The sequence below is a fragment of the Flavobacterium aciduliphilum genome, assembly GCF_003268855.1.
GTDB lineage: Bacteria > Bacteroidota > Bacteroidia > Flavobacteriales > Flavobacteriaceae > Flavobacterium > Flavobacterium aciduliphilum.
In genome coordinates, this window is the sequence record NZ_QLSZ01000010.1 from 45,146 (window position 1) to 63,471 (window position 18,326).

The following is an 18,326-nucleotide window of genomic DNA, read 5'->3' on the forward strand; positions in this document are numbered from 1 at the left end:
AGATACCAAGGTGGCGGACCACACTATATGATAAAAAATAAATTTTGGGAAGAACTTATCGTTTTGAACAATCACCACTTTTTATATTTTTAATGCACTCACAATTTTAGGGTAATCCCTAAGTTACCAAAGCATAGCATATTAAATTATTTAAAAAATACACCCAGTATGTTGGTATATTCCTAAAAAACATTCTCTTTTTGAGCCCTTTTTTATATTTTTGCAAGGCTTAAAAAAACAAACAAATGATATTTGATAGAAAAGATTTAGCGGATAACGAAGTATTGGATCTCTATAAAAAATTGCTTAAACCAAGGTTAATCGAGGAGAAAATGCTTATTCTTTTACGCCAAGGGAAAGTTTCAAAATGGTTTTCTGGAATTGGGCAAGAAGCCATTTCTGTTGGAATCACAGCAGCATTAGATTCAGACGAATACATCTTACCGATGCACCGAAATTTAGGAGTTTTTACAGGACGAGATATTCCGTTACATCGCTTATTTTCGCAATGGCAAGGAAAAAAAACAGGATTTACGAAAGGGCGTGATCGCAGTTTTCACTTCGGAACGCAAGAATTTCACATTATAGGAATGATTTCGCATTTGGGCCCTCAAATGGGGGTTGCCGATGGAATTGCTTTGGCTAATAAATTAAAGCAAAATGGAAAAGTAACCGCTGTTTTTACAGGCGAAGGTGCTACTTCTGAAGGAGATTTTCACGAAGCGCTAAATATTGCTTCGGTATGGGAGTTGCCCGTGTTGTTTGTCATTGAAAACAATGGCTACGGATTATCAACGCCAACCAATGAGCAATACCGTTGTGAGAATCTAGCCGATAGAGGAGTAGGGTATGGTATGGAAAGCCACATTTTGGATGGCAATAATATTTTGGAAGTATACACCAAGATAAAAGAATTAAAAGCTTCCATGGCAGAACACCCTAGACCAGTGTTGTTAGAATTTAAAACATTTAGAATGCGGGGGCATGAAGAGGCTAGTGGGACAAAATATGTGCCGCAAGAATTAATGGATATGTGGGCTGAGAAAGATCCTATTGCCAACTATAAAGCTTATCTACAAGAAATTGGATTGTTAACGGAGGCATTAGAAGAATCTTTGAAAGCAGAAATTAAGGCTGAAATTGATACCCATTGGGCCATCACGCAAGCCGAACCTGAAGTAATTGCTGATTTGAATGAAGAGTTAAGTGACATGTACGAACCTTTTGAATTTGAATTAATTACACATTCAGAAGAAAAAGCAAACATTCGATTGGTCGATGCGATTTCAGAATCGTTGAAGCAGTCTATGGAACGTCATGAAAACTTGGTAATTATGGGGCAAGACATTGCCGAATATGGAGGGGCGTTCAAGATTACAGAGGGGTTTGTTGATGCTTTTGGAAAAGAACGCGTGCGCAATACTCCAATTTGTGAAAGTGCCGTAGTCTCTGCGGCGAACGGATTGTCTATTAATGGATATAAAGCCATTGTTGAAATGCAGTTTGCCGATTTCGTGTCGACGGGATTCAATCCTATTGTCAATCTGTTAGCCAAACAACACTATCGTTGGAATGAAAAATCCGATGTTGTGGTGCGTATGCCTTGTGGAGGAGGAACACAAGCAGGACCTTTCCATTCCCAAACAAACGAAGCTTGGTTTACCAAAACGCCAGGATTAAAAGTTGTCTATCCTGCGTTTCCCTATGATGCTAAAGGATTGCTAAATACCGCTATAAACGACCCGAATCCTGTAGTGTTTTTTGAGCACAAACAATTGTATCGCAGCGTGTATCAAGAAGTTCCTAAAGATTATTATACCCTTCCTTTTGGACAAGCATCTTTGGTGAAAACAGGAGCACAAGTTACCATTATCTCTTTTGGTGCAGGTGTACACTGGGCTTTAGAGACGTTGTCAAAGCATCCTGAGATTAGTGCCGATCTTATTGATTTAAGAACGTTACAGCCTTTGGATACTGAAACCATTTTTGACTCTGTAAGAAAAACAAATAAAGCTATTATTTTGCAAGAAGATACTTTGTTTGGAGGCGTATCGAGTGATATTTCCTCGCTCATTATGGAGCATTGTTTTGAGTATTTAGATGCTCCAGTAAAACGAGTAGGTAGTATTGAAAGTGCTATTCCTTTTGTCAAAGCATTGGAAGACCAATATTTACCAAAACAACGTTTTGAAACCGATTTATTAGCGTTGCTAAATTATTAATACCAACAGCCTCCAGAAAGTAAAATGGAGGCTTTTTTTATTTAATTTTTTTGAAAGAATCCTAGATAAACCCATTTAAAGTTGGTGGTAATAATAATTTAATTCATACTTTTGCTATCAAATTTTAGTAAAACACACACAAACAACTATTTTTATGAATTCATTTGACGTTGTCATCATAGGTTCGGGACCAGGCGGTTATGTTTCGGCGATTCGCTGTGCCCAGTTAGGTTTTAAAACTGCAATCATTGAAAAATATGCCACTTTAGGAGGAACGTGCTTGAATGTGGGTTGTATTCCATCTAAAGCGTTGTTGGCTTCTTCGCATCATTATGAGGAATTACAACATTTTGCCGATCATGGAATTGAAGTTTCAGGAAAAGTAAAAGTGAATCTAGAGAAAATGATTGCCCGCAAACAAGCGGTAGTAGACCAAACCTCGGGCGGTGTAAAATTTTTAATGGATAAAAATAAGATTACGGTTTTTGAAGGATTAGGTTCTTTTGAAGATGCCACACATATTAAAGTATCAAAAGCAGATGGAAGTGCTGAAGTGATTGAGGCAAAAAATACGATTATTGCTACGGGTTCAAAACCTTCAACCTTACCTTTTATAAAAATTGACAAAGAACGCATCATCACATCAACGGAAGCCTTGAAACTAAAAGAAGTACCAAAACACTTAGTGATTATTGGCGGTGGAGTTATTGGTATCGAATTGGGTCAAGTCTATTTGCGTCTAGGTGCCGAAGTTTCGGTCGTTGAATTTATGGATAGAATTATACCTGGAATGGATGCTGGACTTTCTAAAGAATTGACTAAAGTTTTGAAAAAACAAGGCATGAAATTCTATACGTCACACAAAGTTCAATCGTTAGATCGTAAAGGGAAAACCGTTGTTGTACAAGCTGAAAATGCAAAAGGCGAAATCATTACTTTAGAAGGAGATTATTCTTTAGTATCAGTAGGTCGTCGTCCCTATACCGATGGTTTGCATGCTGACAAAGCAGGTGTGAAAGTCACAGACCGCGGACAAATTGAAGTAAACGATCATTTACAAACAAATGTTCCCAATATTTATGCCATTGGGGATGTGGTTCGAGGTGCAATGTTAGCTCACAAAGCGGAAGAGGAAGGGGTTATGGTTGCAGAAATTTTAGCGGGTCAGAAGCCACATATTGATTATAATTTGATTCCAGGTGTAGTATATACTTGGCCAGAGGTTGCCGCTGTTGGAAAAACAGAAGAGCAATTAAAAGCTGATGGAATAGCATATAAAGCGGGAAGTTTTCCTTTCAAAGCTTTGGGAAGAGCAAGAGCAAGCAACGATACGGATGGTTTTGTAAAAATACTAGCCGATGCCAAAACAGATGAAATACTTGGAGTTCATATGATTGGGGCACGCGCAGCGGATTTAATAGCTGAAGCAGTTACAGCCATGGAGTTTAGAGCGAGTGCGGAAGATATTTCTAGAATGTCACATGCTCATCCTACGTTTGCAGAAGCGATTAAAGAAGCGGCTCTAGCAGCCACAGAGAATAGAGCGTTACACGTTTAATAAGAAACGTTATTTATAAAGAAACCCGCTATTAGAGCGGGTTTCTTATTTTATGTAAATACTATTACGCAGTAAATATTCCTTTGTAACTGTTCCAGTTCGTGTAAATTAGGAACAAATTTCCAACAAATAACGCAGCTGCTATTACATTGCCAATTAACTCAGGCATCAAGAATACATTTATCAATAAAATATTCAAGGTTACTGGAACTAAAATAACGGCTCCTATTTTCATAAACTTTCCACTAATAATAGTTAATCCAGCGATAAGTTCCACTGACTTAGCTAAGGGTAAAATGTATTTTGAAGCCATAAATCCTTCCATTACTGTTTTCATATCTCCAACAGGCGCAGGTTGTTCCCCAAATTTAAAGAAATAAGCTAGTGATGCAAAGACCATCATTCCACCCACAAGAATTCGAATAATTAGTGTAGCAATTTTCATAAAGTAAACGTTTTAATTGGTTAGTTATTCAAATATAAAGCATTTTTAAAATAAAAAACCACTGCTAATGAGTGGTTTATCAACAAAGTTTTCAAGAATTATTTCTTTACGAATTTTTTATAACTTAAAACACCTAATGAACCTATCAAAGCAAAAGGCCATAGCACCACAAGGCATGACAGTATTTTTTCCAATATAAACCAACCCGTTTTGAAACTGTCCCAAATTTGCAATCCTATGTTAGGTCGGTATGCATTGACACTTTTTTCATTAGCGATCATTTCTTGTTTTACGGTTTGATCTTGGTATAGTTGCAAAGTTAGTGTACTCAAGTTTACTTGGTCATTGAGAGCTACATTTTCTACTATTTTAGCATCACGAGCTTCTTTTTTAGCCGCTAAGTTCTCTTCAGCATCGATAACTTGATTAAGTTTTTTACCCTTATGATCAATAGCAGAAGCGATTCGTTTTTCGGTGGAAACGCTACGGTGTTGCGCCATTTTATTTGAAAGCATCTGTAAAGTCACATCATCGGCTTTAATCACTCGGTAGTGTAAAAAACCTATTTGACGTGCTATTGTTTTTATAAGCGTATCCAATTGTGTGTTGGGAACACGAAGGGTCATGTTGTTTTCGACTGTATATTTGGTAGTAACCAGAGTACTATCGGGACTTACTTTAGTATGGTCTTCCTCGTTAATTGTGCTTTGTAGGTTGGTGTACGTTACAAATCCTCCAAATTTTGTAGTAGCATCTTCAATAGCTTCAGAGGCTTTAGCTACATTTTTAACTTTAAATTTGATATCCGCGGTTCTCACGAACTTCCGAGTACTATTTTTACGTTCTACTGCTGCCGACGACGACACCACGGCAGTACTGTCTGATATCGATGAAGGAGCGCTTTCGGAGTGCGATACAGCTTCTTCATTTTGTGCTTGTTTGCAAGAAAATGCTAGTATAACAACAAGCCATGCAAGGGTGAATTTTGTGTTTTTTTTCATAAGAATCATTTTAAAGTTATTATTGAGATAAAATAATATAACAAAAAGTAATAGAGTATTTTTATATTCAATATTTAAAATGATTTTTAATGATTACTATCTAATACTAAACAAACTAAAAATCGTGCCAAAAAAATCAAAAACAGAGGAAAGTCTCAAAATAAATTTATTGTCGTAATTTTGAAGCATAAAAATTATCCTTTGAGAACGATCATAAAAAAAACGATTAGCAATCCGAGTCACTTTAAAGCCCAGCTATTACATTGGGCTACGTCCTATCGTGAGCTTGTTTTTTTGGACTCAAATGATTATCAACAGAAGTATTCAAATTATGATTGTGTGTTAGCTGTTGAAGCCTTTACAGCTATTAAAACAGACTATGATAAAGCCTTTGAAGCCTTACATGAATATCAAAGTCAAACCCAAGATTGGTTGTTTGGGTACCTATCGTATGATTTAAAAAATGACACAGAATCTTTGTATTCAAATAATTATGATGGTTTGGATTTTCCTGATTTGTTTTTCTTTCAGCCCAAAAAACTTTTTTTGTTACAAGGAAATGAACTTGAAATGCACTATTTAAATTTTTGTAATGACGAAATAGAAGAAGATTTTAATACCATCCAGAATACAACACTAGTAGAACGCGAAAGGGCTGTACAAGACTTTAAAATAAACCAACGAATTTCTGCGGCGGCCTATTTAGAAAAAGTAGGCACCCTGCTCAAGCACATTCAACAAGGAGATGTATATGAAGCTAATTTTTGTATGGAATTTTATGCTCAAGAGGCTATAATTCATCCTCTTGAAACCTATCAAAAGTTGAATGCGATTTCGGCACCTCCATTTGCTGCCTTTTTTAAGAATGACTTTCATTATTTGATGTGTGCTTCTCCCGAGCGCTATTTAAAAAAAGAAGGATGTATTGTGCTTTCGCAACCCATTAAAGGAACAGCCAAACGTGAGGCAGACGATGTTTCAGATTTGATTTCAAAAAAAGAATTGGCTACTCATCCAAAAGAGCGCTCAGAAAATATTATGATTGTCGATTTAGTGCGTAATGATTTGTCTAAAACCGCTGTCAAAGGATCTGTTCAGGTGACAGAACTTTGTGAGGTTTATTCGTTTAAACAAGTCCATCAAATGATTTCGACCATCCAATCGGAAGTAGCCCCAAACACATCACCCGTAAAAATTATTCAGACGACGTTTCCTATGGGAAGTATGACTGGGGCACCCAAAATTTCTGCCATGCAACTCATAGAACGACTCGAAGAAACTAAGCGAGGGCTTTACAGTGGGGCTGTTGGATATTTTACACCCGAAGGAGATTTCGATTTTAATGTAGTTATTCGAAGTATTCTGTATCATGCAAAAAAACAATACCTTTCTTTTTCAGTAGGCAGTGCTATAACCGCACAAGCTACACCTGAAAAAGAATATGAAGAATGTTTGTTAAAAGCGAAGGCGATGTTTGAAGTATTGGGTTAAATTAATTTGCTATATTTGAACAATGCTTGACAAATTCCAGAAACATATTCATACTACCTTTCCTTTTTTATTAGAAAGGAAGTTTTATATCGCTGTAAGTGGAGGATTGGACAGTATGGTTTTGGTTCACTTATTTCAGCAAATGAAGTGTTCCTTTGGAATGTTGCATTGTAATTTTCAATTGAGAGCTACGGAAAGTGACGAGGATATGAAATTTGTGTTAGCCTATGCAGCCCAGCATCAAATTCCTTGTGAGGTCCAACAATTTAATACAAAGATCTATGCTGAAAAGAATAAGCTTTCGATTCAATTGGCCGCACGAGAATTGAGGTATCAATGGTTTGAAGCACAGCGACAAGCAAATCATTACGATTATATTCTTACAGCCCATCATTTGGATGATACATTAGAGACCTTTTTAATTAATTTTTCAAGAGGAACAGGTTTGGAAGGACTTACAGGAATTCCCCAACAAAATGAGACGATTGTCAGACCCTTATTGCCTTTTTCAAGAGAAGCAATTTGGCACTATGCTCAAGACAATCAATTGCAATGGCGCGAAGACTCGAGCAATGCTTCTGACAACTATTTGCGCAATAAAATTAGACATCACTTAGTTCCAATATTGAAAGAATTGAACACGAGTTTTTTAGATTCTTTTCAAAATACAATCCACCATTTGAAAGAAGCTCAGGAGATTCTTCAAGATGGAGTTGCGTTACGTTATCAAGAAATTGTGTTAAAACAAGAAGATGGTACCCTTAGATTTGACCTCAAAAAACTTTTGGAATTAGACCATTATACATCCTATTTATATCAATGGTTGCATTCGTATGGTTTTACGGCATGGCAAGATATTTTTGATTTGGTTCACGCACAATCGGGCAAACAGGTTCATTCGGACGCTTTTATTTTATTAAAAAACAGAGCGTCTTTACTACTATTTTCAAAAGAAAGTCAACATGACAAGAGGCATTATTTTATTGAAAAAGGTATAGAATATGTTAAAGAACCTATAAATCTTACTTTATGTAATGTAAGTTACCCATCATATACACTTGCAAAGTGTATCTTTGTGGACCAAGATAAAATAAAGTATCCTTTAGTCATAAGAAAATGGGAAGAAGGCGATGTTTTTTATCCTAAAGGAATGAAAGGGAAAAAGAAATTGAGCAAGTATTTTAAGGATGAAAAATTTTCACTTTATGAAAAATCCACTCAATGGCTGTTGTGTTCAGAAAATCAGATTGTATGGGTGATAGGAAAAAGACAAGACGAACGATTTATAATAACCGAAAATACAAAACAAATTTTACAAATTATACAACAATGAAAAGATTAGCACTGATAGTAGTTTTAATTTTCACGACAAATTTTGCACTAGCTCAAATAAAGAAACCTGTAAAATGGGGTGTAACTACTGAGAAGGTATCAGATACAGAATACAATTTAGTCATGCACGCGACAATAGAGGAAGGATGGCACATGTATTCGCAATTCACTCCAGATGGTGGACCGCTTCCAATTGTTCTAACGTTTAAAAATCAAAAAGGAAATTTTGAATTGATTGGTAAAGCCAAGGAAAGTGCTTATAAAAAACAATTTAATAAAGATTTTGAAGTAGACGAATATTTTTTTGAACACCAAGCTACACTCACCCAAAGAGTCAAACTTTTAAATACTAAGCTTTCTAAAATTAACGTCAACATTGATTTTCAAGCTTGTCAAACATCATGTGTTAATGATAATGTGGATGTTGTATTTGAGCTACCAACTCAGATCACTACATCAACTACCCCTATAGCAACTGAACGTAAAAAAGATTCCATGGCTAGTGCTAGTATCACTTCAACAGGTAAAGTGACTGAGTCTAAACAAGCTCCTTCTGAAGCCGTTACCAAACCCATACAAAAAGAAGACAAAAAAGGATTGTGGGCGATATTTTTCTTTTCGTTTTTAGGAGGATTTGCTGCTTTGTTAATGCCTTGTATTTTTCCGATGATTCCCATGACAGTTAGTTTTTTCACAAAGCAAAGTCAATCGAAGGCCGCTGGAATTAGAAATGCGATTGTCTATGGAATTTCGATTATAGCCATCTATGTTATTTTAGGATCCTTAATTACGGGCATTTTTGGGGCTGAGGCGTTAAATGAATTATCGACGAGCGTAGGGTTTAATCTTGTGTTTTTTGCCTTATTGGTGGTATTTGCTTTATCTTTTTTAGGTGCGTTTGAATTGGTTTTACCTAGTTCTTGGGCCACAAAATTAGATTCACAAGCCGATAAAGGAGGTCTTTTAGGAATTGTCTTTATGGCTTTGGCCTTGGCGGTTGTTTCCTTTTCTTGTACAGGACCTATTGTTGGTACATTATTGGTAGAGGCATCCTCAAAAGGAGGACTTGCACCTGTTGTTGGGATGTTAGGATTTTCATTAGCGATTGCCCTTCCTTTTATGTTATTTGCAATGTTTCCTGCTTGGCTTAACACTTTGCCAAAGTCGGGTGGTTGGTTGAATACGGTTAAAGTATCTTTAGGCTTTTTAGAATTAGCATTTGCCTTTAAATTTTTATCAAATGCAGATTTAGTCTTGCAAAAACATTGGTTGGAGCGCGAGTTGTTTATAGCTATTTGGATTGCTGTTTTTGGTGTGTGGGCTTTGTATTTATTTGGAAAATTTATGTTGCCGCACGATTATGAAAAAGCAGTAAAAATTGGAGTAGGTCGCTTAATTATGGGAGTTTTAGTTCTGACCTTTACATTTTATATGATTCCCGGATTGTGGGGAGCTCCTCTAAAAATATTAAGCGGACTCACGCCTCCTATAACATATGCAGAAAGTGCTAATGGTGTGGGAAGTACTATCGCTTCTAAATCGGATGTACCAGAACATGCCCATTTAGGCCCACATGGAATTTTGGCTTTTGACGATTATGCCTATGGGTTGGCTTATGCTAAAAAAGTAAACAAACCTATTTTATTGGATTTTACGGGTGATGCTTGTGCTAATTGTCGGAAAATGGAAGACAATGTATGGTCTAATCCCGAAGTGTTGTCAATTTTAAAAAATGATATTGTATTGATTTCCTTATATTGTGATCGAAAAATAGAACTTCCAAAAAAAGAACAATACATTTCAAAAACTACTGGAAAAGAGATTGTTACCATTGGGAATAAATGGACCGATTTACAAATCACACGTTATAAGAGTAATTCGCAACCGTTGTATATTGTACAAGATGCCGAAGGCCATGACCTGAACAAACCGACTGCTTTCACGTTTGAAGTCGCTGACTACAAAAAATGGCTTAAAGAAGGAATCAAGAAGTTTAAGAAATAGAAAATAAAGAAATCGCAATACTCCTTGCGATTTTTTTATTTTAAAAACTTTTATATATTTGCATCATTATAAGCCGTTTAATTTAAAAAGTATAAGCCATGTTAGTAAAAGTTTATGGAAGCGCCGTATTTGGTGTAGAAGCCACCACCATCACTGTAGAGGTAAATATAGACAAAGGAATTGGATATCACCTTGTAGGTTTACCAGACAATGCCATTAAAGAAAGCAGTTACCGAATTGCTGCGGCATTGAAAAATAATGGGTATCAATTACCTGGAAAAAAAATCACCATCAACATGGCGCCAGCCGATTTAAGAAAAGAAGGATCTGCCTACGACTTGACTTTGGCTATAGGTATTTTAGTTGCTTCGGGTCAAATTAAAGCTGATGATGTAGATCGGTACATTATTATGGGAGAATTGTCCCTTGATGGTAGCTTGCAACCCATAAAAGGAGCTTTATCCATAGCCATTAAAGCAAAAGAAGAAGGTTATAAAGGATTTTTCTTACCCAATCAAAATGTAAAAGAAGCTGCTATCGTTGCAGGTCTTGAAGTCTATGGGATTGAAAACGTAACCCAAGTGATTGATTTTTTTGAAGGGAAAAACGCTTTAACACCCACCGAGATTAATACACGAGAAGAGTTTTATAAAACGCTAGACTTTCCCGAATATGATTTTTCAGATGTCAAAGGACAAGAATCTATAAAAAGATGTATGGAAATTGCAGCGGCAGGGGGGCACAATATTATTTTAATAGGTCCACCAGGCTCTGGAAAAACAATGCTCGCTAAAAGATTACCAAGTATATTACCTCCAATGACTCTGCGTGAGGCATTGGAAACCACTAAAATACATTCGGTAGCGGGTAAAATCAAAGAGGCAGGATTGATGAATCAAAGACCATTTAGAAGTCCGCACCACACAGCGAGTTCGGTTTCATTAGTTGGAGGGGGGAGTTACCCTCAGCCTGGAGAGATTTCGTTGTCACATAATGGCGTTTTATTTTTAGACGAATTGCCTGAATTTAAAAGAGAAGTTTTAGAAGTCATGCGACAACCCCTAGAAGACAGAGAAGTTACCATTTCCAGAGCAAAATTCACAATAACGTATCCTGCTTCATTTATGTTGGTGGCGAGTATGAATCCGAGTCCGAGCGGTTATTTTATGGATCCTCATGCCCCAGTTTCTTCCTCACCAGCTGAAATGCAACGGTATTTAAGCAAGATATCAGGGCCTTTATTGGATCGAATTGACATTCATATTGAGGTTACTCCTGTGCCCTTTGAAAAATTAACCGAAACTCGAAAAGCAGAAAGCAGTGTTGAAATTCGAAAGCGAGTAATTAAGGCACGAGAAATTCAATCCAAAAGATTTGAATCATTAGAGCATATTCATTATAACGCTCAAATGGGAACAAAATTAATTCGCGAGTATTGTGTATTAGACGAAGCTTCACTACATTTGTTAAAAACAGCGATGGAGCGTCTTACTCTTTCTGCGAGAGCGTATGACAGAATCTTGAAAGTAGCTCGAACCATTGCCGATTTAGAAGATTCAGAACATGTCAATTCAAATCACATCGCTGAAGCCATTCAATATCGAAGTTTGGATCGAGACGGATGGTTGGGCTAAAAATAAAATTAGATGAAAAAAATAATCACCTTTATTAGTTTGAGTCTCCTTAGTTTATCTATTAAGGCTCAGTCTTTACCTGAAGTTGTTTCAGGTAAAATAGAACGAATTACTCAGTTTCAATCAAAATATGTTACTGCAAGAAATATCGATATTTGGTTGCCTGAAGGGTACTCACCCACAAAAAAATATTCTGTTTTATATATGAATGATGGTCAAATGTTATTTGATGCCAACATGACTTGGAACAAACAATCATGGGATGTAGATGATGTCGTAACACCTCTTTTAAAAGAAAACAAGATTCAAGATCTAATTGTTGTTGGGATATGGAATGATTCTAATACACGACATATAGATTATTTTCCTCAAAAACCATTTGAATCGTTAACTCAACAACAACAAGATTCTATATACAATAGTAATCGTACAAATGGTCAAAAGGTATTTAATGGAAAAACTATAAATTCTGATAATTATCTCAAATTCTTAGTTGAAGAAATACGCCCCATCATTAACAAAAGCTATTCAGTATACAAAGATGTCAAGCATACTTTTATTGCAGGAAGTAGTATGGGTGGGTTGATTTCTTTATATGCGATTTGTGAATATCCTAAAATTTTTGGAGGAGCTGCATGTTTATCAACGCATTGGCCTGGTATTTTTACGGTTGAAAACAATCCAATTCCAAATGCGTTTTTTTCCTATTTAAAAACCCATTTACCCAATCCTAAATCGAATAAAATTTATTTTGATTATGGGACAGATACTTTAGACGCACTCTACAAAAGTTTGCAACCTAAAGTAGATGAGATTATGATCTCTAAAGGATTTTCTAAAACAAATTGGATAACCAAAAAGTTTGAAGGCGATGATCACAGTGAAAATTCTTGGAAAAGAAGGTTTGATGTCCCGTTACGGTTTTTGATGAGGAAATAGAAATTCCTTGAATATTAGGCTTCCTATGTATTAAAATTATATGATTTTAATGTTTGGATTGATTTTCATGAGTTCTTCAATAAATTGCTCACTTTTTTTAGGAGAAATAAATACATCATCATATTTATTATAGGTAATAATAAAACCTTTAGTATCTAATGCGGGCTTAAGCAATACGGGAACATTCAAACCCGAATATTTTTTCAAAGAGGTTATTTTTTTAATGTCAATTCTGCCTCGTATCGGTCCTGAACGATAATAAAGATTGTCATTTTTTATTACGTATCGCGTATCAAAGATTACCCAAACCATAAAACCTGTTACGATACTCACAATGTACAATGGTATTAAAGGAATATTACCGATTACATAGTTTAAGACTATAGTTGTTATAAAGAAAAGTACAACCGCCCATAATATAATTAAGGTAAACGTATTTTTAGTAGAAAAAAAACGGTGCATAACAATTCAAAATTTGTCGGTTTGTTGGTATAAATTTATGCAAAATTACGGATATACTCTACAATTTCAAAAAAGAAATGTAAAGTAATTGTAACTTTTTACATAAACGACTTATTTAAAACTTTTACGATAAGGTTGTAAAAGATAAAAGCCTTTTTTAAAAAGTGTAAGTTTTTGATATATAGTTTTTTAAATCATATAAAAGACGTTTTACAAACGTGTTGGTTCCCTTGAAAATGTTATTTTTTTGTTTATTTTAAAATTTGTTTTAGTGTTATAACCTAAAAATGGTTTAATTTTACGCTAAAATAGCATAAAAAACATACTAAAATTTAATGATATAATTAATGAGTACAATTAATTGGGTAACCGTTCGAGAGTTTGAAGACATCACTTATAAAAAATGCCAAGGAGTAGCCCGAATTGCGTTTAATCGGCCAGATGTTCGTAATGCGTTTCGACCAAAAACGACTTCAGAATTGTTGCAGGCTTTTCATGATGCACAAGAAGATACATCGATTGGTGTTGTTTTGTTATCTGCTGAAGGGCCGAGTTCCAAAGATGGCGTATGGTCTTTTTGTAGTGGAGGCGATCAAAAAGCGCGTGGTCATCAAGGATATGTAGGAGAGGATGGCTACCATCGTTTGAATATTTTGGAAGTGCAGCGTCTTATTCGTTTTATGCCTAAAGCGGTTATTTGTGTGGTTCCTGGTTGGGCTGTTGGCGGAGGACATAGTTTGCATGTTGTGTGCGATTTAACCCTCGCCAGTAAGGAACATGCTATTTTTAAGCAAACCGATGCCGATGTGACTAGCTTTGATGCAGGGTATGGTTCGGCCTACTTAGCTAAAATGGTTGGACAAAAAAAGGCGCGAGAAATTTTCTTTTTAGGGAGAAATTATTCCGCACAAGAAGCTTTTGAAATGGGTATGGTTAATGCTGTCATTCCGCATGATGAATTGGAAGCTACCGCCTATGAATGGGCTCAAGAGATCTTAGCAAAATCACCCACGTCTATCAAAATGCTTAAATTCGCTATGAATTTGACAGACGATGGTATGGTAGGACAACAAGTGTTTGCTGGCGAAGCGACACGTTTGGCCTATATGACAGACGAAGCAAAAGAAGGAAGAGATGCTTTTCTTGAAAAGAGAAAGCCTAATTTTGAAAAAAAATGGCTGCCTTAAAAAGTTTTATGGTTCAATGTTTTAATAAAATAACCTCTTAACCTTTTAAACGCATAAACAACTAATTTTTAAATTTAAAAAAAATGAAACACTGGATTGAAGCTGCTCGTATAAGAACCTTACCTCTTTCGGTTTCAGGAATATTAGTAGGAAGTTTTTATTATATGTCTCAAGCACCAGGGCAGTTTAACTGGAAGATTTTTATTTTAGCATTATCAACTACGGTATGCCTACAAGTATTATCCAATTTTGCCAATGATTATGGTGATGGGGTAAAAGGGACAGACAACGACGATCGAGTAGGGCCTAAAAGAGCTATTCAGAGTGGCGCTATATCACCTCAAGCTATGAAGGTAGCCTTGTTTTTTATGACTTTGCTAACCTTATTGTCTGCTTTATTGTTAATTTACGTGTCCTTTAAAGGAAAATATTTATGGTATTCTTTGATTTTTTTATTCTTAGGTATTGCCGCAATCGCTTCAGCCATTCGTTATACAGTAGGGAAAAATCCTTATGGGTATCGTGGTTATGGAGATGTCTTTGTGTTTGTGTTTTTTGGTTTAGTGAGTACATTCGGCGTTTACTTTATGTTTTCCAAACAAGTCGATTGGTTGTTGTTTTTACCTTCAACGGCTATTGGGTTACTCAGTGTTGGCGTACTCAATTTAAACAACATGCGTGATGAGGAATCGGATAAAAAATCGGGTAAAAATACTCTTGTTGTACAACATGGTGGTGCATGGGCAAAAAAATATCATTTTTTCTTGATTAGCACGGCGATGGTATTGATGTTGCTCTTTGCTATCCTTTTTGATTTTAGTGATAGAGACCCTGGATTACAAGATCAATTTAATTTTGACCTTTATTTTTTTCTCGTGGCTTACATTCCTATTATTGCTCACCTTGTTCGTGTTGCCAAAAATAAAAATCCGAAACAATTGGATCCCGAATTAAAGAAATTGGCTATTAGCACCTTTTTATTATCCATACTTTTATCGATGTCTCTGATTTATTTTATTTCAGATATTATTATTTATTACACTAATTAAACGCTTAAAACAATGAAAATTACATTTTATGGTCACGCTTGTATTGGAATAGAAGTGAGTGGAAAACATATTTTGGTAGATCCATTTATCACTGGAAATCCTAAGGCCAGTCATATTGATATCCATACTATTCCAGCCGATTATATTTTACTTACCCATGCCCATCAAGACCACATTTTGGATGTAGAAGCTATTGCCAAACGGACAGAGGCTACTATTGTTTCGAATTATGAAGTGGCGGTTTATTTTGGTAATAAAGGATTAAAATACCATCCTATGAATCATGGAGGAAGTTGGCAATTTGATTTTGGAAAAGTGAAATTAGTATCGGCGATTCACTCCAGTTCTTTTCCCGATGGTACTTATGGAGGAAACCCAGCTGGATTTGTAATTGAAGGCGAACATAAAAATATATACATTTCTGGAGATACCGCATTAACCATGGATATGAAGTTGATTCCCATGCGCACCAAACTCGATTTGGCTGTTCTTTCTATAGGAAATAATTTCACAATGGATGTTGAAGACGCCATTATAGCTTCCGATTTTGTATCCTGTGACAAGGTTTTAGGCGTTCATTTTGATACTTTCGGGTATATCCAAATCAATCATGATGAGGCAAAAAAGAAATTCTTTGATGCAGGGAAGGACTTGATGCTTTTAGAGATTGGAGCCAGTATCCAATTGTAATATCCATTTTTATATAATAAATTTCCTTTTTTAATGACTTCAAAAATTGTTAACGCTCTATTTCTTTTTGGAACCTTTTTTTGTTTTGCACAATCAAAAGAAGGGTACTGGGACAATATAAGAACGACCAATGAAACCATAACCTTGCGTGCGGGAGAAAAAAAAATCGTCAAAACCGCCGAATTTCCAGAGGGAACAACAGAGCTCGTATATCGAATTACGGTATTAGATGACAATCAAAAACTTTCATCCAGTTTGGTTTCGTTACTAAAAGCCATTCCAGACCCAACAGGAATTAGTCAAGGAACAGCAGGAGCCGTTTTTTTGATGTCTTCGATTTCTGGTACAGATAAATGTAAGTATGCTATTTTTTCTCAGGCAAAAGAAGCGGACAATTATTTGAATACAGAGAAAACTACGAAAGCTTGTTTTGTTCAAGATTCCCCCATCAATAAGGAAGCAAAATTGCTAAAATCTAAAACTTCGGATTGTCTAAATTCGAAAACACAACAATTGTATTTCGCCTTTCAAAGTGATAATTGGGTCATGAAACAAACGATTGTTTTGGAAGTGGTTCCATGGGTTGATAACAAAGCGAGTAGAGGCTGGGACGTTGCCAATAAAAATGAAATCATAGCGTTGGGAAAAAATACTAAAGTATTCGCAACCCTTACAAATAAAGAATCTTTTTTGGCTGGTTTTTTAGAAAAAGTAACTCAGAAATATACTCATAAAGATTTTATCGGATTACTTCCAATTGAAAAAAGCGCTGCAATAGAATCAGCAACTGAAGAAGCATTGCTAAAAACAGGAGAATTAAAAAAATACTACGACCTATTCAGAAACAAAGCAAATGCTGCTCTTAGCACGTTACATGTAGAGGATGCCATCTCTATTTTACAAGCTGAATTCATTTCGAAAAATCGAGCGGAAGCACTTGATTATGCGATTTTAGCTAAGTGCTTCATTCTTACAAAGCAATTTGACAAAGCTGAAGATGTGTTGAAAACAGCGACTGAAAAATTCCCTACAGATACAAATTTACAATTGCAAAATGCTCATTTGTATCTCTTTACAGATAGAGTTTCTGAAGCTAAAGAATTACATAAAAAGTTTAAAAATCAGAATGTAAGCACTACTGTTTCTTGGATTCAACAAACAAAGCAAGATTTTGAATTGTTTAAAAAGCAGCATTTACCCGACGATTATTTCAATAAGATTTTGAAAATTTTAGAATAAAGCATGAAAGCTACATACCATCAATATATTCTAGATTTTAAACAACCTTCAGGCACCTCACGTGGTGTTTTGACACAAAAAGAAACCTGGTTTCTCATAGTAGAAGATGAGCATGGTAAAAAAGGAATTGGAGAATGTGGGTTGTTAATAGGGTTAAGCGTCGATGACCAACCCGACTATCAAGAAAAATTGCAATGGGTATGTGATCATATCTATTTAGGCAGCACTCAACTTTGGGAAAAATTACGGGCCTATCCCTCGATACAATTTGGCGTCGAAATGGCTTTTCAATCGTTGTCTTCCCATACTAGTTTCGAACTTTTCCCTACAGCCTTTACTAGGGGTGAAGATGCAATTGCAATCAATGGGTTAATATGGATGGGAACTCCCGAATTTATGAAAAGTCAAATTGAAGAAAAATTGGCTCAAGGATTTCATTGTATTAAATTAAAAATAGGCGCGATTGATTTTGAACAAGAATTAGAACTCATTGCTTCAATTCGGAGGCATTTTGATGCCACTCAAATTGAAATTCGATTGGATGCGAATGGTGCTTTTGAAGCGTCTAATGCTTTAGATAAGCTAATTCAATTATCAGAATATGAAATACATAGCATAGAGCAACCTATTAAAAAAAATCAACTTGAAGCTATGGCTTCTTTGTGTCAACAATCACCCATTCCAATTGCATTGGATGAAGAATTGATAGGTGTTTTTACTTATGAAGAAAAGGAACAATTAGTACAACAAATCAAACCACAATATATTATATTAAAACCAAGTTTTATTGGTGGGTTTAAAGGAACCCAAGAATGGATTGATGTGGCACAACAAAATAAAATAGGGTGGTGGATTACATCCGCTTTAGAAAGCAATATCGGCCTTAATGCCATTGCACAATGGACGTACACTTTAAAAAACCCACTGCCACAAGGACTTGGTACGGGAACTTTGTACCACAATAATTTTATTAGCCCTTTAGAAATAGCACACGGGAATTTACACTACAAGCCTGATCAAAAATGGCAAGTAGAAATTGATAAAACTCATTTTTTTTAAGTTGATTTTTTAGT

Annotated in this window: 15 protein-coding genes; 12 read left to right on the forward strand and 3 right to left on the reverse strand. The window is 35.6% G+C overall.

Going from position 1 to position 18,326, the window contains the following annotated elements:
* Window positions 1-245 precede the first annotated feature (245 nt).
* Both CLV55_RS10570 and lpdA read left to right on the forward strand, forming a co-directional pair.
* Complete coding sequence (locus CLV55_RS10570) at window positions 246-2,222, forward strand: alpha-ketoacid dehydrogenase subunit alpha/beta (protein WP_112113768.1); 1,977 nt, start codon at window positions 246-248, stop codon at window positions 2,220-2,222.
* Window positions 2,223-2,376: 154 nt separating this feature from the next.
* Window positions 2,377-3,780, forward strand: a complete 1,404-nt coding sequence (gene lpdA / locus CLV55_RS10575) for a dihydrolipoyl dehydrogenase (protein WP_112113769.1) — start codon at window positions 2,377-2,379, stop codon at window positions 3,778-3,780.
* Between the two features lie 64 nt (window positions 3,781-3,844).
* Here lpdA and CLV55_RS10580 read toward each other — a convergent pair whose 3' ends face one another.
* Window positions 3,845-4,225 carry a DoxX family membrane protein gene (locus CLV55_RS10580; protein ID WP_112113770.1) on the reverse strand — a complete coding sequence of 127 codons (381 nt, stop codon included), beginning with the start codon at window positions 4,223-4,225 and terminating at the stop codon, window positions 3,845-3,847.
* Window positions 4,226-4,323: 98 nt separating this feature from the next.
* Window positions 4,324-5,226: a DUF4349 domain-containing protein gene (locus CLV55_RS10585; protein ID WP_245902717.1), complete on the reverse strand. Its 903-nt coding sequence runs from the start codon at window positions 5,224-5,226 to the stop codon at window positions 4,324-4,326.
* Between the two features lie 201 nt (window positions 5,227-5,427).
* Here CLV55_RS10585 and CLV55_RS10590 point away from each other — a divergent pair, with 201 nt between their 5' ends.
* The 5 genes from CLV55_RS10590 to CLV55_RS10610 all read left to right on the forward strand — a co-directional run bounded on the left by CLV55_RS10590 (window position 5,428) and on the right by CLV55_RS10610 (window position 12,626).
* Complete coding sequence (locus CLV55_RS10590) at window positions 5,428-6,717, forward strand: anthranilate synthase component I family protein (RefSeq protein WP_112113772.1); 1,290 nt, start codon at window positions 5,428-5,430, stop codon at window positions 6,715-6,717.
* Window positions 6,718-6,739: 22 nt separating this feature from the next.
* Window positions 6,740-8,050, forward strand: coding sequence for a tRNA lysidine(34) synthetase TilS (gene tilS, locus CLV55_RS10595; protein WP_112113773.1), 1,311 nt, complete (start codon window positions 6,740-6,742; stop codon window positions 8,048-8,050).
* Complete coding sequence (locus tag CLV55_RS10600; protein WP_112113835.1) at window positions 8,047-10,053, forward strand: protein-disulfide reductase DsbD family protein; 2,007 nt, start codon at window positions 8,047-8,049, stop codon at window positions 10,051-10,053. The genes tilS and CLV55_RS10600 overlap by 4 nt, the downstream gene beginning before the upstream one ends.
* 98 nt (window positions 10,054-10,151) lie before the next feature.
* Complete coding sequence (locus CLV55_RS10605; RefSeq protein WP_112113774.1) at window positions 10,152-11,687, forward strand: YifB family Mg chelatase-like AAA ATPase; 1,536 nt, start codon at window positions 10,152-10,154, stop codon at window positions 11,685-11,687.
* A 12-nt stretch (window positions 11,688-11,699) separates the two neighbouring features.
* On the forward strand, window positions 11,700-12,626 hold the full coding sequence (locus CLV55_RS10610; protein WP_112113775.1) for an alpha/beta hydrolase: 927 nt from the start codon (window positions 11,700-11,702) through the stop codon (window positions 12,624-12,626).
* Between the two features lie 36 nt (window positions 12,627-12,662).
* Here CLV55_RS10610 and CLV55_RS10615 read toward each other — a convergent pair whose 3' ends face one another.
* On the reverse strand, window positions 12,663-13,088 hold the full coding sequence (locus CLV55_RS10615) for a PH domain-containing protein (protein WP_112113776.1): 426 nt from the start codon (window positions 13,086-13,088) through the stop codon (window positions 12,663-12,665).
* Between the two features lie 347 nt (window positions 13,089-13,435).
* On the opposite strand from CLV55_RS10615, the gene CLV55_RS10620 reads away from it, so the two are divergent.
* The 5 genes from CLV55_RS10620 to CLV55_RS10640 all read left to right on the forward strand — a co-directional run bounded on the left by CLV55_RS10620 (window position 13,436) and on the right by CLV55_RS10640 (window position 18,312).
* Window positions 13,436-14,275: a 1,4-dihydroxy-2-naphthoyl-CoA synthase gene (locus tag CLV55_RS10620; RefSeq protein ID WP_112113777.1), complete on the forward strand. Its 840-nt coding sequence runs from the start codon at window positions 13,436-13,438 to the stop codon at window positions 14,273-14,275.
* 83 nt (window positions 14,276-14,358) lie between these two features.
* Complete coding sequence (gene menA, locus CLV55_RS10625; RefSeq protein ID WP_112113778.1) at window positions 14,359-15,324, forward strand: 1,4-dihydroxy-2-naphthoate octaprenyltransferase; 966 nt, start codon at window positions 14,359-14,361, stop codon at window positions 15,322-15,324.
* A gap of 12 nt (window positions 15,325-15,336) precedes the next feature.
* The gene (locus CLV55_RS10630; RefSeq protein WP_112113779.1) at window positions 15,337-16,014 is read left to right on the forward strand and encodes a metal-dependent hydrolase; all 678 of its coding nucleotides are present in this window, start codon (window positions 15,337-15,339) and stop codon (window positions 16,012-16,014) included.
* Between the two features lie 33 nt (window positions 16,015-16,047).
* Window positions 16,048-17,253: a tetratricopeptide repeat protein gene (locus CLV55_RS10635; protein WP_112113780.1), complete on the forward strand. Its 1,206-nt coding sequence runs from the start codon at window positions 16,048-16,050 to the stop codon at window positions 17,251-17,253.
* 3 nt (window positions 17,254-17,256) lie between these two features.
* On the forward strand, window positions 17,257-18,312 hold the full coding sequence (locus CLV55_RS10640; RefSeq protein ID WP_112113781.1) for an o-succinylbenzoate synthase: 1,056 nt from the start codon (window positions 17,257-17,259) through the stop codon (window positions 18,310-18,312).
* The last annotated feature ends 14 nt before the right edge of the window (window positions 18,313-18,326 follow it).

What these genes read in the sequence shown, in the direction of transcription:
- menA (WP_112113778.1), top strand. Translation starts at nt 14,359, where the DNA reads ATGAAACACTGGATTGAAGCTGCTCGTATAAGAACCTTACCTCTTTCG.
- CLV55_RS10635 (WP_112113780.1), top strand. Translation starts at nt 16,048, where the DNA reads ATGACTTCAAAAATTGTTAACGCTCTATTTCTTTTTGGAACCTTTTTT.
- CLV55_RS10620 (WP_112113777.1), top strand. Translation starts at nt 13,436, where the DNA reads ATGAGTACAATTAATTGGGTAACCGTTCGAGAGTTTGAAGACATCACT.
- lpdA (WP_112113769.1), top strand. Translation starts at nt 2,377, where the DNA reads ATGAATTCATTTGACGTTGTCATCATAGGTTCGGGACCAGGCGGTTAT.
- CLV55_RS10630 (WP_112113779.1), top strand. Translation starts at nt 15,337, where the DNA reads ATGAAAATTACATTTTATGGTCACGCTTGTATTGGAATAGAAGTGAGT.
- CLV55_RS10615 (WP_112113776.1), bottom strand. Translation starts at nt 13,088, where the DNA reads ATGCACCGTTTTTTTTCTACTAAAAATACGTTTACCTTAATTATATTA.
- CLV55_RS10600 (WP_112113835.1), top strand. Translation starts at nt 8,047, where the DNA reads ATGAAAAGATTAGCACTGATAGTAGTTTTAATTTTCACGACAAATTTT.
- CLV55_RS10580 (WP_112113770.1), bottom strand. Translation starts at nt 4,225, where the DNA reads ATGAAAATTGCTACACTAATTATTCGAATTCTTGTGGGTGGAATGATG.
- CLV55_RS10610 (WP_112113775.1), top strand. Translation starts at nt 11,700, where the DNA reads ATGAAAAAAATAATCACCTTTATTAGTTTGAGTCTCCTTAGTTTATCT.
- CLV55_RS10570 (WP_112113768.1), top strand. Translation starts at nt 246, where the DNA reads ATGATATTTGATAGAAAAGATTTAGCGGATAACGAAGTATTGGATCTC.
- CLV55_RS10640 (WP_112113781.1), top strand. Translation starts at nt 17,257, where the DNA reads ATGAAAGCTACATACCATCAATATATTCTAGATTTTAAACAACCTTCA.
- CLV55_RS10605 (WP_112113774.1), top strand. Translation starts at nt 10,152, where the DNA reads ATGTTAGTAAAAGTTTATGGAAGCGCCGTATTTGGTGTAGAAGCCACC.
- CLV55_RS10585 (WP_245902717.1), bottom strand. Translation starts at nt 5,226, where the DNA reads ATGAAAAAAAACACAAAATTCACCCTTGCATGGCTTGTTGTTATACTA.
- tilS (WP_112113773.1), top strand. Translation starts at nt 6,740, where the DNA reads ATGCTTGACAAATTCCAGAAACATATTCATACTACCTTTCCTTTTTTA.